The 18,138-nt window shown below is 36.6% G+C and carries 15 protein-coding genes and 1 tRNA gene; 7 read left to right on the top strand and 9 right to left on the bottom strand.

Annotated features, from left to right (window positions below):
* Nucleotides 1–76: 76 nt before the first annotated feature.
* Entirely contained in the window at nucleotides 77–985 is a 909-nt protein-coding gene (locus QWU_RS08480) for a cation diffusion facilitator family transporter (protein ID WP_006590165.1), read from the bottom strand.
* A gap of 708 nt (nucleotides 986–1,693) precedes the next feature.
* Between QWU_RS08480 and QWU_RS08485 the strand changes: the two genes are divergently transcribed.
* Complete coding sequence (locus QWU_RS08485; protein WP_017196590.1) at nucleotides 1,694–2,563, top strand: TrmH family RNA methyltransferase; 870 nt, start codon at nucleotides 1,694–1,696, stop codon at nucleotides 2,561–2,563.
* A gap of 17 nt (nucleotides 2,564–2,580) precedes the next feature.
* Here the strand turns inward: QWU_RS08485 and mnmA are convergent, their stop codons facing one another.
* Nucleotides 2,581–3,783 carry a tRNA 2-thiouridine(34) synthase MnmA gene (mnmA, locus tag QWU_RS08490; RefSeq protein WP_017196591.1) on the bottom strand — a complete coding sequence of 401 codons (1,203 nt, stop codon included), beginning with the start codon at nucleotides 3,781–3,783 and terminating at the stop codon, nucleotides 2,581–2,583.
* A gap of 360 nt (nucleotides 3,784–4,143) precedes the next feature.
* Here mnmA and sciP point away from each other — a divergent pair, with 360 nt between their 5' ends.
* The gene (sciP, locus tag QWU_RS08495; RefSeq protein WP_006590162.1) at nucleotides 4,144–4,419 is read left to right on the top strand and encodes a CtrA inhibitor SciP; all 276 of its coding nucleotides are present in this window, start codon (nucleotides 4,144–4,146) and stop codon (nucleotides 4,417–4,419) included.
* 131 nt (nucleotides 4,420–4,550) lie between these two features.
* Here the strand turns inward: sciP and QWU_RS08500 are convergent, their stop codons facing one another.
* Nucleotides 4,551–4,937: a hypothetical protein gene (locus tag QWU_RS08500; RefSeq protein WP_017196592.1), complete on the bottom strand. Its 387-nt coding sequence runs from the start codon at nucleotides 4,935–4,937 to the stop codon at nucleotides 4,551–4,553.
* A gap of 571 nt (nucleotides 4,938–5,508) precedes the next feature.
* Here QWU_RS08500 and ctrA point away from each other — a divergent pair.
* Nucleotides 5,509–6,210 (top strand): response regulator transcription factor CtrA, encoded by a 702-nt coding sequence (ctrA, locus tag QWU_RS08505; RefSeq protein WP_006590160.1) that lies wholly within the window; start codon nucleotides 5,509–5,511, stop codon nucleotides 6,208–6,210.
* Nucleotides 6,211–6,417: 207 nt separating this feature from the next.
* Here ctrA and chpT read toward each other — a convergent pair whose 3' ends face one another.
* The gene (gene chpT / locus QWU_RS08510) at nucleotides 6,418–7,056 is read right to left on the bottom strand and encodes a histidine phosphotransferase ChpT (protein WP_006590159.1); all 639 of its coding nucleotides are present in this window, start codon (nucleotides 7,054–7,056) and stop codon (nucleotides 6,418–6,420) included.
* 213 nt (nucleotides 7,057–7,269) lie between these two features.
* Here chpT and QWU_RS08515 point away from each other — a divergent pair, with 213 nt between their 5' ends.
* Entirely contained in the window at nucleotides 7,270–7,866 is a 597-nt protein-coding gene (locus QWU_RS08515) for a DUF1134 domain-containing protein (RefSeq protein ID WP_006590158.1), read from the top strand.
* A 26-nt stretch (nucleotides 7,867–7,892) separates the two neighbouring features.
* On the top strand, nucleotides 7,893–8,543 hold the full coding sequence (locus tag QWU_RS08520) for a hypothetical protein (protein ID WP_006590157.1): 651 nt from the start codon (nucleotides 7,893–7,895) through the stop codon (nucleotides 8,541–8,543).
* 182 nt (nucleotides 8,544–8,725) lie between these two features.
* Here QWU_RS08520 and QWU_RS08525 read toward each other — a convergent pair whose 3' ends face one another.
* Both QWU_RS08525 and QWU_RS08530 read right to left on the bottom strand, forming a co-directional pair.
* Complete coding sequence (locus QWU_RS08525; protein ID WP_006590156.1) at nucleotides 8,726–9,844, bottom strand: DegT/DnrJ/EryC1/StrS family aminotransferase; 1,119 nt, start codon at nucleotides 9,842–9,844, stop codon at nucleotides 8,726–8,728.
* Nucleotides 9,845–9,893: 49 nt separating this feature from the next.
* Nucleotides 9,894–10,850 (bottom strand): Gfo/Idh/MocA family protein, encoded by a 957-nt coding sequence (locus tag QWU_RS08530; RefSeq protein ID WP_006590155.1) that lies wholly within the window; start codon nucleotides 10,848–10,850, stop codon nucleotides 9,894–9,896.
* A 209-nt stretch (nucleotides 10,851–11,059) separates the two neighbouring features.
* Between QWU_RS08530 and QWU_RS08535 the strand changes: the two genes are divergently transcribed.
* Together QWU_RS08535 and QWU_RS09515 are read left to right on the top strand one after the other, a co-directional pair.
* Nucleotides 11,060–11,133: transfer RNA gene (locus tag QWU_RS08535), tRNA-Met, on the top strand.
* Between the two features lie 413 nt (nucleotides 11,134–11,546).
* Nucleotides 11,547–14,618 carry an autotransporter outer membrane beta-barrel domain-containing protein gene (locus tag QWU_RS09515; protein ID WP_050980790.1) on the top strand — a complete coding sequence of 1,024 codons (3,072 nt, stop codon included), beginning with the start codon at nucleotides 11,547–11,549 and terminating at the stop codon, nucleotides 14,616–14,618.
* A gap of 941 nt (nucleotides 14,619–15,559) precedes the next feature.
* On the opposite strand, the gene QWU_RS08550 is transcribed toward QWU_RS09515, so the two are convergent.
* Genes QWU_RS08550 through QWU_RS08560 form a run of 3 tightly spaced genes read right to left on the bottom strand, consistent with a single transcriptional unit; the run spans nucleotide 15,560 to nucleotide 18,136 of the window.
* Nucleotides 15,560–16,342 carry an ABC transporter ATP-binding protein gene (locus tag QWU_RS08550; RefSeq protein WP_006590152.1) on the bottom strand — a complete coding sequence of 261 codons (783 nt, stop codon included), beginning with the start codon at nucleotides 16,340–16,342 and terminating at the stop codon, nucleotides 15,560–15,562.
* Complete coding sequence (locus QWU_RS08555; protein WP_006590151.1) at nucleotides 16,339–17,214, bottom strand: ABC transporter ATP-binding protein; 876 nt, start codon at nucleotides 17,212–17,214, stop codon at nucleotides 16,339–16,341. Before QWU_RS08555 ends, QWU_RS08550 begins: the two co-directional genes overlap by 4 nt.
* On the bottom strand, nucleotides 17,207–18,136 hold the full coding sequence (locus tag QWU_RS08560) for an ABC transporter permease (RefSeq protein ID WP_006590150.1): 930 nt from the start codon (nucleotides 18,134–18,136) through the stop codon (nucleotides 17,207–17,209). Before QWU_RS08560 ends, QWU_RS08555 begins: the two co-directional genes overlap by 8 nt.
* Nucleotides 18,137–18,138: the final 2 nt, after the last annotated feature.

Genomic DNA, 18,138 nt, shown 5'->3' on the forward strand with positions numbered 1-18,138 from the left:
TTTTTAAGATACATCAATATACCCTACCCCAAAGAACAATATTGTATGCATCTGATAAGTAATCTAAGAAATTTTTTCATATAAAAGGAATCACCGTTGTGCCTAGAGGTAATTTTGCCTCTTCTTCAGGCTCGACATGAATAGAAATACGCACATTATCAAATTCTTTTTGCAGGGCAGCTTCGATTTTATCGCAAATTTTATGGGCTTCTCCAACCGACATTACAGCTGGCACAACCAAATGAAACTCTATAAAAGTTACTCTACCAGCAACACGCGTAAGCAGATCATGTACTTCAAGTGCACCATGTGCATTTGCAGAAATAAGCTCACGAATCCGCACAGTTTCATTCAATTTAACTCCAACATCCATTAAACCTTGAATAGCACTGTTAATGACTTTCCAACCCTGCAAAAGAATATTGATGGCAACAATGATTGCTAAAATTGGATCTAAAATCCCCCAGCCACTGAAGAAACCAGCAAGCAAACCAATTAAAATAGCAAGTGAGGTAAAAACATCTGTGATAAAATGCATTCCATCAGCTTTAAGAGCTGGCGAACGATGCATTTTTCCCTGATGAATCAAAATCCAGCCCCACATGCAATTTATAACACTGGCAAGAAGATGAATAACGAGCCATATTCCTGGATTTTGCAATAATTTAACGGTTGAGAGAGCCATCCATGCTTCTCTCAAAATGATAATTGCAGCAACAATGATCAAGATTCCTTCAAGAATCGCAGAAAAATATTCTGCCTTATGATGCCCAAAAGGGTGATTGTGATCTGCCGGTTTCATACTAACTTTTACAGCCCACCATGCTGCTAATGAGGCAAGTATATTAACAATTGATTCCAATGCATCAGAATAAAGCGCAACTGAACCAGTGATATCATATGCCCAATATTTCAAAGCAAAAACAATACATGCAACGAAGATAGAGTATACAGTTAAGCTTTGTATATTGATTCTGGCACCCATATAACCACGCCCATTCTTCTTTATGAAATAAGGAAATAGTCCCTTATGTATTTTTGATATACTCTCAATAGTCCCACAATATCATAGAAGCTTTATAATATCATAAATGAATCTTACAGCCCGCCTTGTCATTTCAGTACCACCCCTGTTACACAACATAGCAAATAAAAGAATGTGAATATCGCCCAACAACAAACAAAAAGCGCTTTTTAAACAACCAAGCGATATTATCTCATCAATTTTTAAATAACTTCATAGCACTTGCTCCCATAAGTGAAAAAACAGCTATTATTGTTATCCATTTTTTGTAAAACTAAAATTACGTAATATATCAACATCATTGTACACAATAAAAAGAGCGCTTAAGCATTTTACTGCAACTTTACATCTCAACTCTATCAAAAAATACAACTACGAAAACAACTTGAAAATGCTTTTCAGAAATAAAAAAGAGAAACCATTATTTCCTAAAAAAAGAATCTGGGCATTGGGGACCCAGATTCTTTTCCCTTAAAACTTAAGGGCATGCAGAGCTTAGGAAATAGCGGGGACCTAAGGCCCTGCACCCGATACGAAAACAACTATATTGTACCGCACTCGGTATTATCGATATATATCAATGGTTGTATTATGTCAACATGATTTCTAGTATAAGTTTTAAAATAATGGAATTTTTTATCTTTCTTAAAAAAATATTAAAACTCCCATATGCATTTAAATATTACAACAATCTATGAAACTGATGATCCACATTTGAAAGACTATCACAACATCCGTGAAAAAGATCTTGTTGGACGACGACACCAATTTATAGCTGAAGGTAAAGTTATATTATCGGCATTACTAAATTCGAAAGAATTTTCTGCTCTTTCACTGCTCATAGTGGTAGAACGTCTTCCCAGACTTATGCCCCTTTTAGAAAAAACACAACCTACATGCCCTATTTACTGCGTTTCGCAGAACATCATGGACAATATCATCGGTTTTCACGTTCATCGCGGTATACTTGGTATCGGAAAACGCAAAATGCTCCCATCATTACAAAATTTTTTACAAGACCTTCCGACAAAAGCTTTGATTTTAGTTTTATGTGGTATTTCGAATCATGATAATATGGGGAGCATTTTTCGCAATGCAGCTGCCTTTGCTAGTAATGGTATTATTATTGATAAAACCTCATGTGATCCGCTTTACCGTAAATCAATCAGAGTTTCTGCTGGTGCTGCTCTCGAAGTACCTTACACGCAAGGTGCTGATATTCATGATATTATAGCAACTCTAAACGCTGCAGATTTCCATCTCTATGCACTTTCTCCCTCTGCCCCATACACACTAAAACACGCACACCCCCAAAAAAGGATAGCGCTTATTTTAGGAACAGAAGGTGATGGGTTACCAACCCATGTATTACAAAAAACAGAAACCTTATGCATTCCTATGGCTTATGGTTTCGACAGTCTTAACGTTGCTACAGCTTCAGGCATTGCACTTGCCCATTTCAGCGATTTCGATAAACTTTCTAAAGAAAACACTCCCGAAAACCATAAAAAAATCCATAACACAGGTTATTATTTATAAAAAATCGTTGTTGTAAATTAGGAAGAAACAGCAGTTTTTGTTTTCAGATTGCATAACAGGCGCTTCAACATCACCTCAGTATCAGCAGCACGTTCTGAACGGCTTACAAACCCTCCCCCAAGAACACGTGCCGCATCATGATTTCCATCATAAAGAACACAAGCCTGTCCTGGTGCAACAGCATTTTCACGTTCTAATAAGTCAACAGAAAAAACACCTTCTTGATAATGCAAACGAGCAAGATGAGGAGGACGTGTTGAACGAACTTTTACAGCTACCTCAATGCCATCGGTAGGAAAACTGTCTAAGGACTCATCACCCAGCCAATTTACATCACGCAAAAAGAGCTTATGCGTTTCCAACATTTCACGTGGTCCGACAATAACGCGCGCATTTTCCACATCGAGATAAACCACGTAAAGCGCTTTTCCTGTTGCAACACCAATACCACGACGTTGCCCAACAGTATAATTAACAATTCCTGCATGTTTTCCTAAAATCTGTCCATCAATATGCACAATAGCCCCAGGAGTGGCTGCTTCTGGACGCAGTTTTGCGATAACATCAGAATATTTTCCTTGTGGAACAAAACAAATATCTTGGCTATCATGCTTATTAGCAACTACAAAGCCCATTTCTGCCGCTATTTCACGAACACGCATTTTTGGAAGATCTCCAAGGGGAAAACGCAAATAATCAATCTGCTCCTGTGTTGTTGCAAAAAGAAAATAACTCTGATCACGATCAGCGTCCAAAGGACGAAAAAGTGCCCGATGTGCCCCATGAGAACGTGAACGAATATAATGCCCCGTTGCTAAAGCATCCGCACCTAACTGGCGCGCAGTCACTAATAAATCAGCAAACTTTACAGTCTGATTGCACGCGACACATGGTACAGGCGTCTCACCATGTGCATAACTTTCTGCAAAAGGATCAATCACAGCTTCACGAAATCGCTTTTCATAGTCAAGAACATAATGAGGTATTCCTAATGTTTCTGCGACACGGCGCGCATCTTCAATATCTTGTCCAGCACAACATGCCCCCACCCGATGTACTGCAGCACCATGATCATAAAGCTGCAATGTAATGCCAATAACATTATACCCTTCCTTTTTCAAAAGGCCTGCAACAACCGATGAATCAACTCCCCCCGACATCGCTACAACGATACGGGAACTCTCAGGTGGTCCTGGCAAATCAAGACTATTCAAAAACATATATTCATTCTCTATTTGTGGATTGCTATTCGTTGATGACCTTCTGAGTGCTATTTATTGCTATTATGCTATTCATTATTCTCTTATATTGTTTTTTTACCCTTTCTACAACCAATAGCACTACTCTACTTAAAAGTGACTGCAAACAAAAAAGAGTGATGGAAATAAGGCACAAACAAAATCCTTTTTTCTTTAAAAAATCGAACCAAAACGTTGTAAAAAACGATTTTACACGCTTAACTTTGCAGGATATTTTATCTGCAGGCTTATTTTATTAATTTTTTTCAACCCGTTTAGCTCTTTTTTAAATCTCATGTTTTACAAACGAATCAAATCCTTGACTCAAGGTAGAGAATAGTAATGTCTAATCTAATAAAAGCACAAATGAAATATGTTATTGGGCCAGATGGAAGTCCACTTACAATTGCTGACCTACCGCCAAAAACAACAAGGCGTTGGGTAATCCGTCGCAAAGCTGAAGTTGTTGCAGCTGTCAGAGGTGGATTGTTAAGTCTTGATGAGGCGTGCCAACGTTATACTTTGACCGTAGAAGAATTTCTTTCGTGGCAAAGTTTAATTGATGAACACGGTTTAGCCGGATTACGCACCACCAGAATCCAACATTACAGGCACTAATTGCCAATGATAATAATTCGATAACAGCTTAAAACACTTTTAGAACAGCCAAATTCAACAAAAGTTTGGCTGTTTTTTATACTTTAGCCCATATATATTTCAAAATATTTATCTCTAAACGACAGCTTTTATTAACCAGTCATTGAATGAGATTGAATGAAAACGCTCTTATCATCCGTTAATGCTTTCTTTTCCCGTACCTCAAAAAGCTGTGCACGTTGCAACTCTCCATTGATTTCATGAAGAATCACTTCAGCATTCGTTTTTTGAAGCTGCAAATCACGAATCGAATTTACAAGATTATCGCGTCTTTGCCGTGCTGCACGAGCCAAAGCGGAATATGCAAAATGGTGAACATCATGGTTTCCAGATTTACGTTCTTCATGGATAATTTGCGCTTCTAGCTCTAAAACCATTCGCTCAAATTCTGCAATCATCATCTCAAGCTGTGCAATTTCACGACGCTTCCCACGCATTTGAAACATCCTTAACCGCACCATACTTTCTCGTGGCTTCATACTTACTACTCCTTGATTACGCCAACTCAAAATTCACATTCGCACTCTTATACATATACTGTTAGTTACACTTTCTTTGACAAAAACAATCCATTTTAAAATTTACCATTATCATTTTCTGTTTTTCCTCAAAGCGCCTACGAACAAAACCTGCTTAAAAAAATAACTATTTCTTCACTCTTCACTTCTACTATAGAGCAAAGAGGTTTAAAGCTCAGTAAACAAACAATGAAATTTTAAAAAAGAAACCAAAGTAATCTTTTACAAAACTTTCTTAAAGTTAAAATTTAGTGGAAAAAGCGCTTTAATTTCTTTATAAAGTTAAAAAATATGTTATTTTCTTAAAAAATTTTTAACCTCTTTCAAAATAAAAATATTTTGTTAACCACTTTCATGGATAGTGGGGAATTCGGTGGTGATTGTTGCGCGTACTACTGAAATATTCATAAACACTTTATATTATTTAAGTGTTTGATTTCATCAATGTATTTTATAAACAGTGGTTTTGCCAGCTGCTATAAAATGTAAGGTGCTTCTTCTGATTCGTAAGGAGCAAAGTGAGGGATCTAAAATGCGCGTATTATTAATTGAAGATGATAAAGCAATGACTCAAAGCATTGAGCTTATGCTAAAGTCAGCAAACTTTAATGTTTATATCACTGATTTAGGTGAAGAAGGAGTTGATTTAGGAAAGCTTTATGATTACGATATCATCTTGCTCGATTTAAATTTGCCCGATATGTCAGGCTATGATGTCCTACGGACTTTAAGGTTGGCAAAAATAAAAACCCCTGTTCTTATCCTTTCTGGTATGAATGCTATTGAAGATAAGGTACGTGGTTTTGGCTTTGGTGCAGATGATTATATGACGAAACCTTTCCACAAGGATGAACTTATTGCGCGGATTCATGCAGTTGTTCGTCGCTCGAAAGGACATGCGCAATCCGTTATTGTTACCGGTGATCTCACCGTTAATCTTGACGCAAAAACCGTTGAAGTTGCTGGGCATCCTGTTCATTTAACCGGTAAGGAATATCAGATGCTAGAACTTCTCTCTCTACGCAAAGGTACAACACTCACCAAAGAAATGTTTCTCAATCATCTCTACGGTGGAATGGATGAACCAGAACTAAAAATTATTGATGTTTTTATCTGCAAACTACGGAAAAAATTGGAAGCTGTCTCTTCTCGTGTAAACTACATTGATACAGTTTGGGGACGTGGTTATGTGTTACGTGATCCAATTGAAGAAGACGTACGTAAAACCGCTTAAGCTGTGAAAATGCACATTTATAAAATCTCGGAGTGTAGCGGGCCGAGATTTTTCCCTATTACAAGAAGTTTGTATACTAGAGATCTCTTCACAGAGTGTTTAAAATTTTTAAAAACGTAACCCTCCCTTTTAAGGATATATTCTTACCACTTACAGAGACCATTTCATCCATCTTTTCCAAATACGGTTTCAGCATTTTTATCTTATTCAAAGTTCTTTCGTACTTTCTAAAATAACACAACATTCAGTTTCTTTGATATTTATTTTCATCTCTGTCATTTGAGCAAGTAACAGCGTGTAATAAAATTGGATGATATGCGCATCAATCAATTCTTCCTGAATTTCTCCATTACATAAAGCAGTAAAATGAGCCGGAATACGAAGAGTTTTACCACTGATTTCAAATCGAAAAGAACGTTTACTTTCATCCTGCAAAATCATAACAATAATTTCTCCTCCACGAGAAACCGTTGTGTTTGCAATCAATAACAAATTAAGCAAAAATTTCACCTCATTTTTTGGTAAAAGCAAAGAGGGAGCTTGCCACTTTAAAATTGCCTTTTCTTCCTTCATATATTGTTGGGCCACTTGTTCAGCCGAACGTGTATCTATTTGTCCCCCGCTAGACCCTACAAAACCAAACGCTAATCGTGCAAATTGTAGACGTGCAGAAGCACTAGCAACGGAACAACGAACCAATTGCAAAGCATCTTCTTCAGCCCCTCCCTCATCATAAAGCTCCATAGCATTTTGAATAGCCCCAACAGGTGAAATCAAATCATGGCAAATACGACTACAAAGCAAAGCAGCAAGATCTGTAGGCTTTAAAGAAACAGCGCATGTCATAGTTATTGAGAACTCCTAAGATTTAAAAAGCTTCCTTTTAAAACAAAACTCTTAACATCTCATGCATAGAGAGAAAAAACTTTAATAATCACGCTAATTTTTTTCAGAAACAATGCGAAAATTTAAAAAATCTTACATCTTATTTTTTATTTGAATAGAATGAGAATTCTAATATTATAATTTCATTTGTAACTAATAAAAGGGAAAATTTTCATGGCTCTCTTGCTTCTAATACGTTGGTACAAAAATATTATAGCTCTCATTTTCCTTTTATTTGTCACCATAAACACTGTAAATGTTCAATCTCGACCGATAGAACGAAATGTACCCCATTATTCTTTGCAAGAAATTATCGATTCTGGTCATATTTTTTTTGGAAAAACGACTAGTGGCTTAGCAGCAGCAATCCAAAATATCTTCTCACAATATGGATACCCAAATGCCTATATTTTAGGAGAAGAAGCTTCAGGCGCCTTTTTTGCTGGATTAACCTATGGTGAGGGAACACTTTTTACAAAAATCTACGGACACCATAAGGTTTTTTGGCAAGGTCCTTCTGTAGGATGGGACTTTGGTGGCCAAGGTTCCCGTCTCATGATTTTAGTTTACGATCTTAATAATATAAATAATTTATGGGGGCGCTATGGTGGTCTTTCAGGTTCGGCCTATTTAATTGCAGGTGTCGGTTTTCATGTTTTAAGACGCCACAATGTCTTACTTATTCCAATACGCACAGGTATTGGTGCGCGCCTTGGTATTAATGTAGGATATTTAAAATTAACGCCCAAACCAACATGGAATCCATTTTAAACGGAGTTTTATTGAAAAGGGGATTTATGTTTATTCAATCATTTCTTTTTTTTATTCTTGGAGTTGCCTCTACTTCTTGGTTACTAGTGCTTTTTGCCCCTCTTATCTGGCGTAGAGCTGTTTATTTTGCGCATAAGGATGTTTCTGCACAAATTCCGTTATCACTCACTGAAATACAAGCAAATTATGATTTTCTCTGTGCACAACACGCTGTAGAACTTGCACACAATGAACAAAAATATGAATCTTTACAAAAAAAATACGCGCAACAAAAAATACGACTGAGTCAAACAACAAAACGGCTTTATCAATTATATCTCTCTACGCAAAACGCCCCCACCTCCTCCAACGAAGCTATTGCAACCAAACAAAATCTTGTCGCAACAAATAATTTCATCAGGGAAATTAAAACTATGCGTGAAAAAATTGTACATTATCAGCAACGTTTACAAAAAATTTCAACTAATGATCCAAACTCTATAGAAAATAAACAACTCTTAGATGAACTGCGTGAGGAAACGAAGGAATTAGCAGCAACATTAGCTGCTCAAATAGCACTAGAAGAAGGCGACGCATCTCCTATCAACGCATTGGTCAAAAATTCCAAAAGCAAAAACGATTTAGCATCACGTATTTGCCAAAAAATAACCTACGCGAAAAAAACACCTCTTACATAAGTGTCCTTTAAAACAACTTAAAAGAACAGCTAGATTATTAAAGGTCGGCTGTACACCTTTAACAAAAACATTCTTATTATAATCTTGAAACGAAAAAACATAAAATAAGTCTTTACATCCCTTAACAAAACAACTCTCATAATGCTCTCTTGTTCAGTAGTTTTAAAGGTAAAAATATTTCTTCAAGAACGATAAAAATCCCTTATTTTTTGGATAATCATATCTTGATCATTTTTCTCCAAATAAGGATGCATTGGCAAACTTAAAACATGACAACCTAAAGATTGCGAAACAGAAAGAGAGCCTTTTACATAAGGAAAATTTTTATAAGCGGGCTGTTGATGCAATGATGTTTTATAATAAATCATCGTAGGAATAGAATTATTCTGTAAATAGTCCTTTAACCCGTCACGTTCTTTCACTTTAAGTGTATATTGTGCATAAGCACAACGAACATTCTCTCCTACTTCTGGGACTGCAACAATATCTCGCAAATGATCGGAATAATATTGCGCAATTTCTACACGCTTTTCCATCTCTTCTTCAAAGATAACAAACTTTTCTAGCAAAATTGCAGCTTGAATAGTATCTAAACGTGAATTCATACCAATACGCATATTATCATATTGAGTTTCACCTTTACCATGAAAGAGAATTGAACGTAAAAGTTCTGCCAAATGATCATCATTGGTCATCATAGCGCCTCCATCACCATAACACCCCAATGGTTTTGCAGGATAAAAACTTGTTGCAGCCACATCGCCAAAAGCGCCACACATTGTATTACCGTTTCTTCCCCCCATCGATTGAGCTGCATCTTCAATGACAAAAAGATTTTCCTTTGCCGCCACCTGCGAAATTTTCGCGTAATCAGCAGGAAGGCCAAACAAATCAACAGCAATAATGGCCTTTGGTTTAAGACGTCCCTCTTGTTTAATCATTTCGATTGCTTCACAAAGTTTTTCAACATCAATATTGAACGTATCAGGCAAAACATCCACAAAGACAGGTTCTGCTCCCACCAAAGCGACAACTTCAGCAGTTGCAGAAAACGTGAAGCTAGGACAAAAAACAGCATCTCCTGGGCCGATATCTTTCGCCATAAGAGGCATCTTTAAGGCATCGGTTCCATTAGCACAGGCAACCACATGCTTAACACCAAGATATTCTGCTAAGCGCTCTTCAAACTCTGTTACTTTTGGTCCCAAAATATACTGACCACTAGCGACCACATGCGCAATTGCAGAATTAATTTTGTCTTCAATACGCGCACGCTGCGCTCCAAGATCGATAAATTGCATATTAACTCCGTTAATTATCACAATAATGCAAAAGCGCTACCTATCTCTTTTATCTCTCATAATTGACATGAGCAGCAGTTAAAATCCGTAAAACAGCAACAGCATCATCACCATTTGTGCGGGGTGATTGACGTGTTTCAATACAATGAAGGAAATGCTGCAATTCACAAGTAAGCGGCAAATCTTCACACACATCAATATAATCTGGCGTATCGGTGCTAAAACCCCACTGTTGATTCTCCTTCCAAACAGCAAAACGATGCAGCGCCAATTTATGATTCCATGGTTCCATATCATCAAAAACCAGCATAGCTTTTGTTCCAACAATAGTTAAACGCCTTTCACGATAAGGACACAAGCGTGAAGTAAAAAGATGGCTACGAATAGCATTGGGAAAAGTCATATGAATATGAGCAAAATCAGAACACTGACCAATAACTGCAGCCCCCTCACCCCGAATCTCAGAAGGTTCACATCCCGTCAAAGCCAAAATCATCGTGAGATCATGAGGCGCAAGATCCCATAAAGCGTCGCTTTGTGTATGAAATTTTCCAAAGCCTAACCGGTGAGAATAAATATAACGCACCTCCCCCAATTCTCCTTGTTCTACCAATGCACACATTTTTTCAAAAGCAGGATGAAAGCGTAAAATATGCCCCACCATTAAAATCCGTCCACATTGGCGAGCAACTTGCACTTGATGTTCAGCATCCGCAACATTCAAAGCAATTGGTTTTTCAACCAAAACATCTTTACCATTTTTAACAGCGCGCAAAACATTTTCTGTGTGAAATTGCGGAGGCAGTGCTAACACTAGCGCATCAATATCGTTACGTGTAAAAAGATCATCAGGCGCAATAACATCAACGCCGTACATATCTGCAAAACTTGCAGCACGATCACTATCAATATCAGAAACTGCTGCTAAAGCCCCAAGACGTTGAAGTGTTCGTATATGATTCCCACCCCAATGACCGCATCCTAAAACCGCTACACGTGGCACCATTTTTATGCCTTACCTTACCTCATCATATAAAAATTACATTTTCCTATACTCCATATCGAGGATAAAATAGAATGACAAGCAAAAAGCTTAAAAACGATGCTTGACATCTTACTATTCTACCTCTTATATCCGCAAAAGATGAGATAGATTGCAATCCTATTTATCAGTTTTGACCCTATTTATTAGTTTTGACCCTATTTATTAGTTTTGGCGGAGTAGCTCAGTAGGTTAGAGCAGAGGAATCATAATCCTTGTGTCGGGGGTTCAAATCCCTCCTCCGCTACCGTTTTTTTCAAAGTAGTTGTAGTTTGTCGGTAGATTTTATATAATTTGCTACTAGGTTTTGCAGCAGTTTATTTTTCCAAAAAAGGGATTCTCAAAGCCTTCTCTCATTTTTTACTGTCTTTGCTATTCGTGTATTTTTCTAATCATAAACCAATAAATATTAGCATCAATAAAGATCTTATGAAAAAAACTATTTACACTACATATAAAGAACTTACTTTTAAATTACATTAACTAAAAATACATTACTATCTAACTTAAATATTGTGTATTTAAAATAAATTTTACTTAAATTTTGACAAAAAAATATTAAAGTTATACATTATTAAAAGAAAAGCAATATCTATTTTCTTTTCTTCTTTTGAAGACTGTGGGGAAATGAATATTGGGGACTTTAAAAGGAGAGTGTTTGTGTATAAAAAATTCCTTTTGTCATCTATAGCAACAGTAATGATTGTGCTGTTTAATACTCAACTCAGTGCATACGCTAAATCTCTTAAAGTTTCTGATGGAAAAACAGTAACAATATATGGAGAAACCTATGATACACTTCATGCAAAAAACGGTAGTAAAATCGTCGGTAAGCATTTAACAGTAACACACTCAAACCTAAGTCACAATGTATACGCTATAACAGCTGAAGGCTCTAACACTGCGATTGAATTACTGGATGACACAACAATTAAAGGAACTGCTTCCGACATTTTATATGGTCTTGAAGCAAAAGATGGTGCTACACTGAAAATGATAGGTGGGACCATTACAGTTTCTCACATAGGCGCTAGCTTCTCGAACAGCAAGAGTGATAAAAACAAGCTAAAAAATGTAAAAATATCAAGCAGTAAAAATAAAAAAACTCTTATTACAGGAATAGTTACTGACAAAGAAAGTAATCTCACTTTAGAAAATATAACCGTTACACAAGCAAAAAACGGTATAGCTGCATATAATCAATCTCAAATAACAATTGTTGGAGGATCATTTGAAGGAAAAGACGTAGGGGTATATTCTGGAAACGGCAGCAACATTACTTTAACTAGTAGTAAAAAAAGTAACATTCAAGTTACATCATCATCATCAAATGGCAAAGGGCTCTATACAAATGGTTTACATTCTACCATCACAATGACGGGAGGAAAAGTATCTGGAGAATTAGCGTTGATCGCAGAAAACGGTGGACATATTAAGGTCACAGATGTTGCTCTAACAACAAATGAACATGGGAGCGAGGTCACTGATGTTCCCACAATAGGCGCAGGGGTTAATAGCGCTAATAGTATGATTGAATTATATGGCAATACAACGATTAAGAATGCTGCTGTTGGACTTATAGCAAGTAACGGTGGTGTAATTAAAATGATAGGGGGAACCATTACAATTTCTAAAACTGGTGTTGGCTTAGTGAACAGCAAAAGCGCCGAAAATAAATTAGAAAATGTAACAATATCAACCGGTAAAGAGAAAAATTCAGATAAAGGAATACTTCTAGAGAAAGAAAGTAGACTCACTTTAAAAAATGTAAAAGTGACTCAAACAGGCAACAGCGTAATTGCAAATAATCGCTCTAACATAACAATCTCTGGAGGATCATTTGATTCAAGCTATGCAACAATATGTGCTCAAAACGGCAGCAGCATTACCTTAACAGACAATGCTCAAATTACATCACATGATGAAGCAGGTCTCTATGCACGAGACTCAAAATCTACGATTACAATGACAACAGGAAGCGTGACAGGAAAATTTACAGCCTTAGAAGCAGACATAGGTGGCCATATTACGGTTACAAATGTTGCTTTAAAATCAACTAATAATAGCGGTGATATAGCTACTGGTGCAGCTGCCTCTGGCCCTAACAGTGTGGTTGAATTGCTGGGAAATACAACAATCAGTGACGTTAAAACCGGAATTGATGCGCAAAACGATAGCACAATCAAAATGATCGGAGGAACCATTACTAGTTCCGAAGCTGGTGTTCACTTGTTAAAAAATAAGAGCAATAACAAACTGAAAGATGTAACGATATTAAGTAGTAAGGGCAATACACTACTAAATGCAATCATTGCAAGAAAAAGTGCCATTACTTTAGAAAATGTAACCATTCCGCAAGCAATCAATAGTATAGTTTCAAGTGATAATTCTCAAATAACAGTTTCTGGAGGATCATTTAACGCAAAAAGCGCAGCAATATCTGCTATAAATGGTAGTATCATTACTTTAACTGACAATGCTCAAATTACATCATCTGATAACAGTGGGCTCTATGTAAAAGACTCAAAATCTACCATCACCATAACGGGAGGAATCATAAAGGGTAAAACTACCGCATTAAATACAGAAAACGGTGGGCATATTAAAGCCACGAATGTCACTCTAACAACGGCAGATAGCAACGGATCTGGTGCAAAAAGCCAAGATGTTGGCAGTTTAGTTGAATTATATGGCAATACAACGATTAAGAATGCTGTAGTCGGTCTTTATGCACAAAATAGCGGAATGATTAAAATGATCGGAGGAACAGTTATTGCCGAAAATAGTGCATTTGTTGTAGATAATAATGGATATATTGATGTGACAGATGTTTCTGCCACAGCAGAAGATAGAGGTATAGCATTTGCAAAATCTAAGAACAATAAAACGTCAGAAATCAATTTAATCAATACAAAACTTCACATTAAAAACGGTACAGGAATTAATGCAAATGAATCAATTGGTAAAGCCAATCTCAAAAATTCAGAAATCCGTGCCAATATTTTACTAGTAACCAAAGATTCAGCTAAAAAAAATAATTTTATTCTTACATTAAACGCTGATCATTCCATATTAGAAGGCAGCGTAAATACTGAAAAAAAATTCAAAACAATCTTTGATTTGCAAAATCATACGAAATGGATATTAAAAACAAGCACAAATGCAAAAAGTCAAAATGAAAAATCACTTGATATTGCTCAAAGAGCACGCTCTGATATTTCTGTCCTTAGTCTCAATAACAGCTCTATTGTTTTTAAAGAACCAACAGAAGAACATTATCACACGTTGCACATAGGATCTGGCAGACCTAATACTACAAAAGTCTACAAGGCTAAAGGAAAAGCAGAAATTCATTTTAACATCGAATGGAGTGATAGCGCTGCCATAAACAAACAAAAAGCTGACCATCTTCTGATTCATGGTGATGTTTTAGGTACTACATTGGTTTATGTCACTGACCATTTAAAAAAGAACAATATTAAAGTAAATACTTCTACTCCCAGCGATATACATGGTTTTTCACTGATTAAAGTCTTTGGAAAAGCAAGTCAGAATTCTTTTAAACTCGCAAATGGTTATATCACAATAAGTGGTTCACCTTATAAATATATACTGAAAGCTTATGCACCAACATCAAACCATAGGAAAACAAATACTAAACAAAACTTTTTAAAAGAAAATAAAAATTTTTGGGATTTTCGCTTACAGCCAGTACTTCTTGATAGTAACTAAACAATAAAAGCTGTTGTGCCATAAATAAAAAGCTATTTGCTCATGCCAGATGCTCTCTTCTATAATAGATTGGCCGATATGACCGAGTAAAATGCATTGTTAGCCAATATCAGAACATTTGCCATAGAAACAAGACAAGGACAAAACAACAGCTTTTCTTATACACCTACGAAAGCATGGGAATATTATCCTCTGAAAGAACTCCTTGTAAATATAGTTATAGCGATATCTATCTTTGTTATACCGCTTTACATGGAAATATTAACTTTACAGCACTGAAAGAGCAAAATACCACAACATATCCCGATTTTGTTAGAACCTATAGCCAACTCTCTTTTACCCAAAAAGATATGCAAGATGCTGGGAAAAACACTATTGATTAATAGTTACTCACAGTTTATGGAATCGTACAATATGACAATGGCTTTTATCTTGATACGCTGTTATCCTATGGAATCATGAAAAAAGAGATCACAAATGCCCTCATTGGTAAAACAGCAAAATATTTTAAGGCTGCCATTTATCATGAGAAAATTTTTATAAAGAACAAAGCTTAGCATTTTTCGATGAATAATGTCTAAACTATTTAAAAACGACTAAAAATAAGACGATATTATACAATAATGGGAAGCTTTTCCGGAAAATACGGCATTATTATCTTCTATTATTTTAATACTCAAAATTCCAAAATAAAACTGCTGAACATAAAATGATAAGCAAAAAACGGTAAAACACTACCAGGACAAAGAATTTATGCTAAAGTCAGTTGTACATTTCATAACCGAAATTCTAATAGGATTTTAAATATTATAACTTAAACGCTGCCCAGCAAATTCATACTAAAAAAATCCTATTATCCCCCTTCGCTGTTAAAAATGCCACCAAACATCTCCAGAAACTTCAAAATAAACAAAATTGTATTTCCTCTTTTGCAAAATTGATCATGCTCTTTGTTCTTTATGAACAATCGGCTCAATACTGGCTTCAAAAAACATCTTCGTATAGTGATGCTGAGCATGTAAATTGCGCAAATCATTATTGCTAAGCTCTTCAAGAATAATCCCTTTATGCATAATTCCAACACGTTCACAGATGTGTGCAACAACAGCAAGATCGTGGGATACCATCAAATAAGTAAGCTTTTTTTCCTCTCGTAACGATTTTAACAAATTTAAAATTTCAGCCTGTACCGACACATCCAATGCAGATGTTGGCTCATCAAGCAACAAAACCTCTGGCTCGATAATGAGAGCACGTGCAAGAGCAATACGCTGACGTTGCCCTCCAGATAACTCATGCGGATAACGATAAAGAAATGAAGTATTTAAACCAACAGAATCTAAAGCATCACGCACCCGTTCCTTTGGATTATCCATCCCATGGATCTTGAGAGACTCAGAAAGAACGGTATGAACCATTTTTCTTGGATGAAGCGAAGCGTAAGGATCTTGAAAAACCATTTGAATACGGCGTAGAAAATTCTTATCTCTTTTCTTTGCAACTTCTTCTCCATCAAAAATGAAACGCCCACTATAATCTGAAATAAGCCCAACCAATGTATTCAAAATGGTTGATTTTCCACATCCTGATTCACCAATCAAACCGTAAGCTTCACCGCGCTTAATATAAAAGTTGACATTTTTTACAACTGTTACTGCCTTATGATTATGCCCAAAAGTCACAGATAAATTAGAAACATCGAGGATATTCTTACAATTGGTCACGAGGTAACTCCTTCAACACCATTAACAATTGTAGGGTTATGCAACCAATCAGGATCGCGTTCGGGAACAGCTAAAACATCAACAGGATTATCAAGCCGTGGTAAACTCGCTAGCAACGCTTTAGTATAAGGATGACAAGCGCGAGCTAAATCGCACGCAGGCAATTCTTCTAACACACGACCTGCATACATAACTAAAACACGATCACAAAAATCAGCAATCATATTCAAATCATGACTAATAAAAATAAGCCCCGTTCCAGATTTGGTCACAAGCTCATCCAATACCGATAAAACCTGACGTCTTACTGTAATATCAAGCGCAGAAGTTGGCTCATCTGCAATGATTAAATCAGGTTTAGGAATAAGCATCATCGCAATCATCACACGCTGCCCCATACCACCTGATATTTCATGAGGAAAAAGGCGCATCACATGTTCTGGATCACGAATATGAACAGACTCCAACATAGAAATTGTCCGCTTCCGTGCATCAACTTTTGAAACACGATAATGAATACGGTAAGCCTCCATAATCTGTTCTCCAATCCGTATTAATGGATTAAGTGAATATTTGGGATCCTGTAAAATCATTGAAATACGTTTACCCCGAATAGTTCGCATCTGAGGTTCACTTGCACGCAATAAATTAATATCATCAAAGCGCATTTTTTTAGCTTTAACAATGGCTGCTCTTGGACTCAATTTGAGTATTGCACGCCCAGTCATCGATTTTCCAGACCCAGATTCACCAACAATTCCAATTTTTTCCTTTCCCATAGAAAAGCTAACGCCGCGCACAACTTCTGAAATGCCAGATCTTGTAGGAAAAGCGATACGTAAATCTTCTATCTCTAATAACTTTTTAACCATTGCGTGGATCCAATACATCACGAAGCCCATCACCCAACAAATTGAAAGCAAGGCTTGCTAACAATATTGCACAACCTGGTATCGCCGCTAACCACCAATTTGTCATCATAAATTCACGACCTGTCGAAAGCATTGCTCCCCATTCAGGACTCGGGAGTTGAGCTCCCAGCCCTAAAAAACCAAGACCTGCAGCCGTCAAAATAATTCCAGACATATCTAATGTTAAGCGTACCACCACTGAAGGAATACACATCGGTGCAACATGAAATAAAATAATCCGTAAAGCAGATGCCCCTTGCAAACGAACTGCAGAAACATAATCGGATGAACGTATTGTCAAAGTTTCAGCACGTGCCAAACGCGCTATTGGCGGCCATGCCGCAATTGAAATTGCAATCGATGCATTTTCAATACCTGGACCTAACGCCGCCGAAAAAGCAAGCGCTAAAATCAAAGCTGGAAAAGCAAGAAAAATATCAACAATACGCATAAGAACGGTATCAACCCATCCCCCTATATAGCCAGAGACAGTTCCAACAATGAGTCCTATTGGTCCAACGATAATTGTAGTGAGAAAAACAACATAAAGCGTAATACGTGCACCAAAAACGAGACGACTAAAAATGTCCCGCCCTAATTCATCTGTTCCTAAATAATGTAACATAGAGGGTGGCTGCAATCGATGCGTAAGGTCATTGCTAACAAAATCATTAGTAGCAATCCAAGGAGCAAAAATAGCACATAAAACAATAATAAAAATAATAATCAGACCAAATAGAGCCGAAAAATTACGAGAAAATTTAATCCATGCATGATAAATTCTTTGTGCATTTGCCTGGAATACTGACCGAGGAACAGATTCATTTAACCAACGACCAAAAGAAAATGACGATTGCGATTTATGATGATTAATTATTGCCATAT

The organism is Bartonella birtlesii IBS 325, assembly GCF_000273375.1.
Lineage (GTDB): Bacteria > Pseudomonadota > Alphaproteobacteria > Rhizobiales > Rhizobiaceae > Bartonella > Bartonella birtlesii.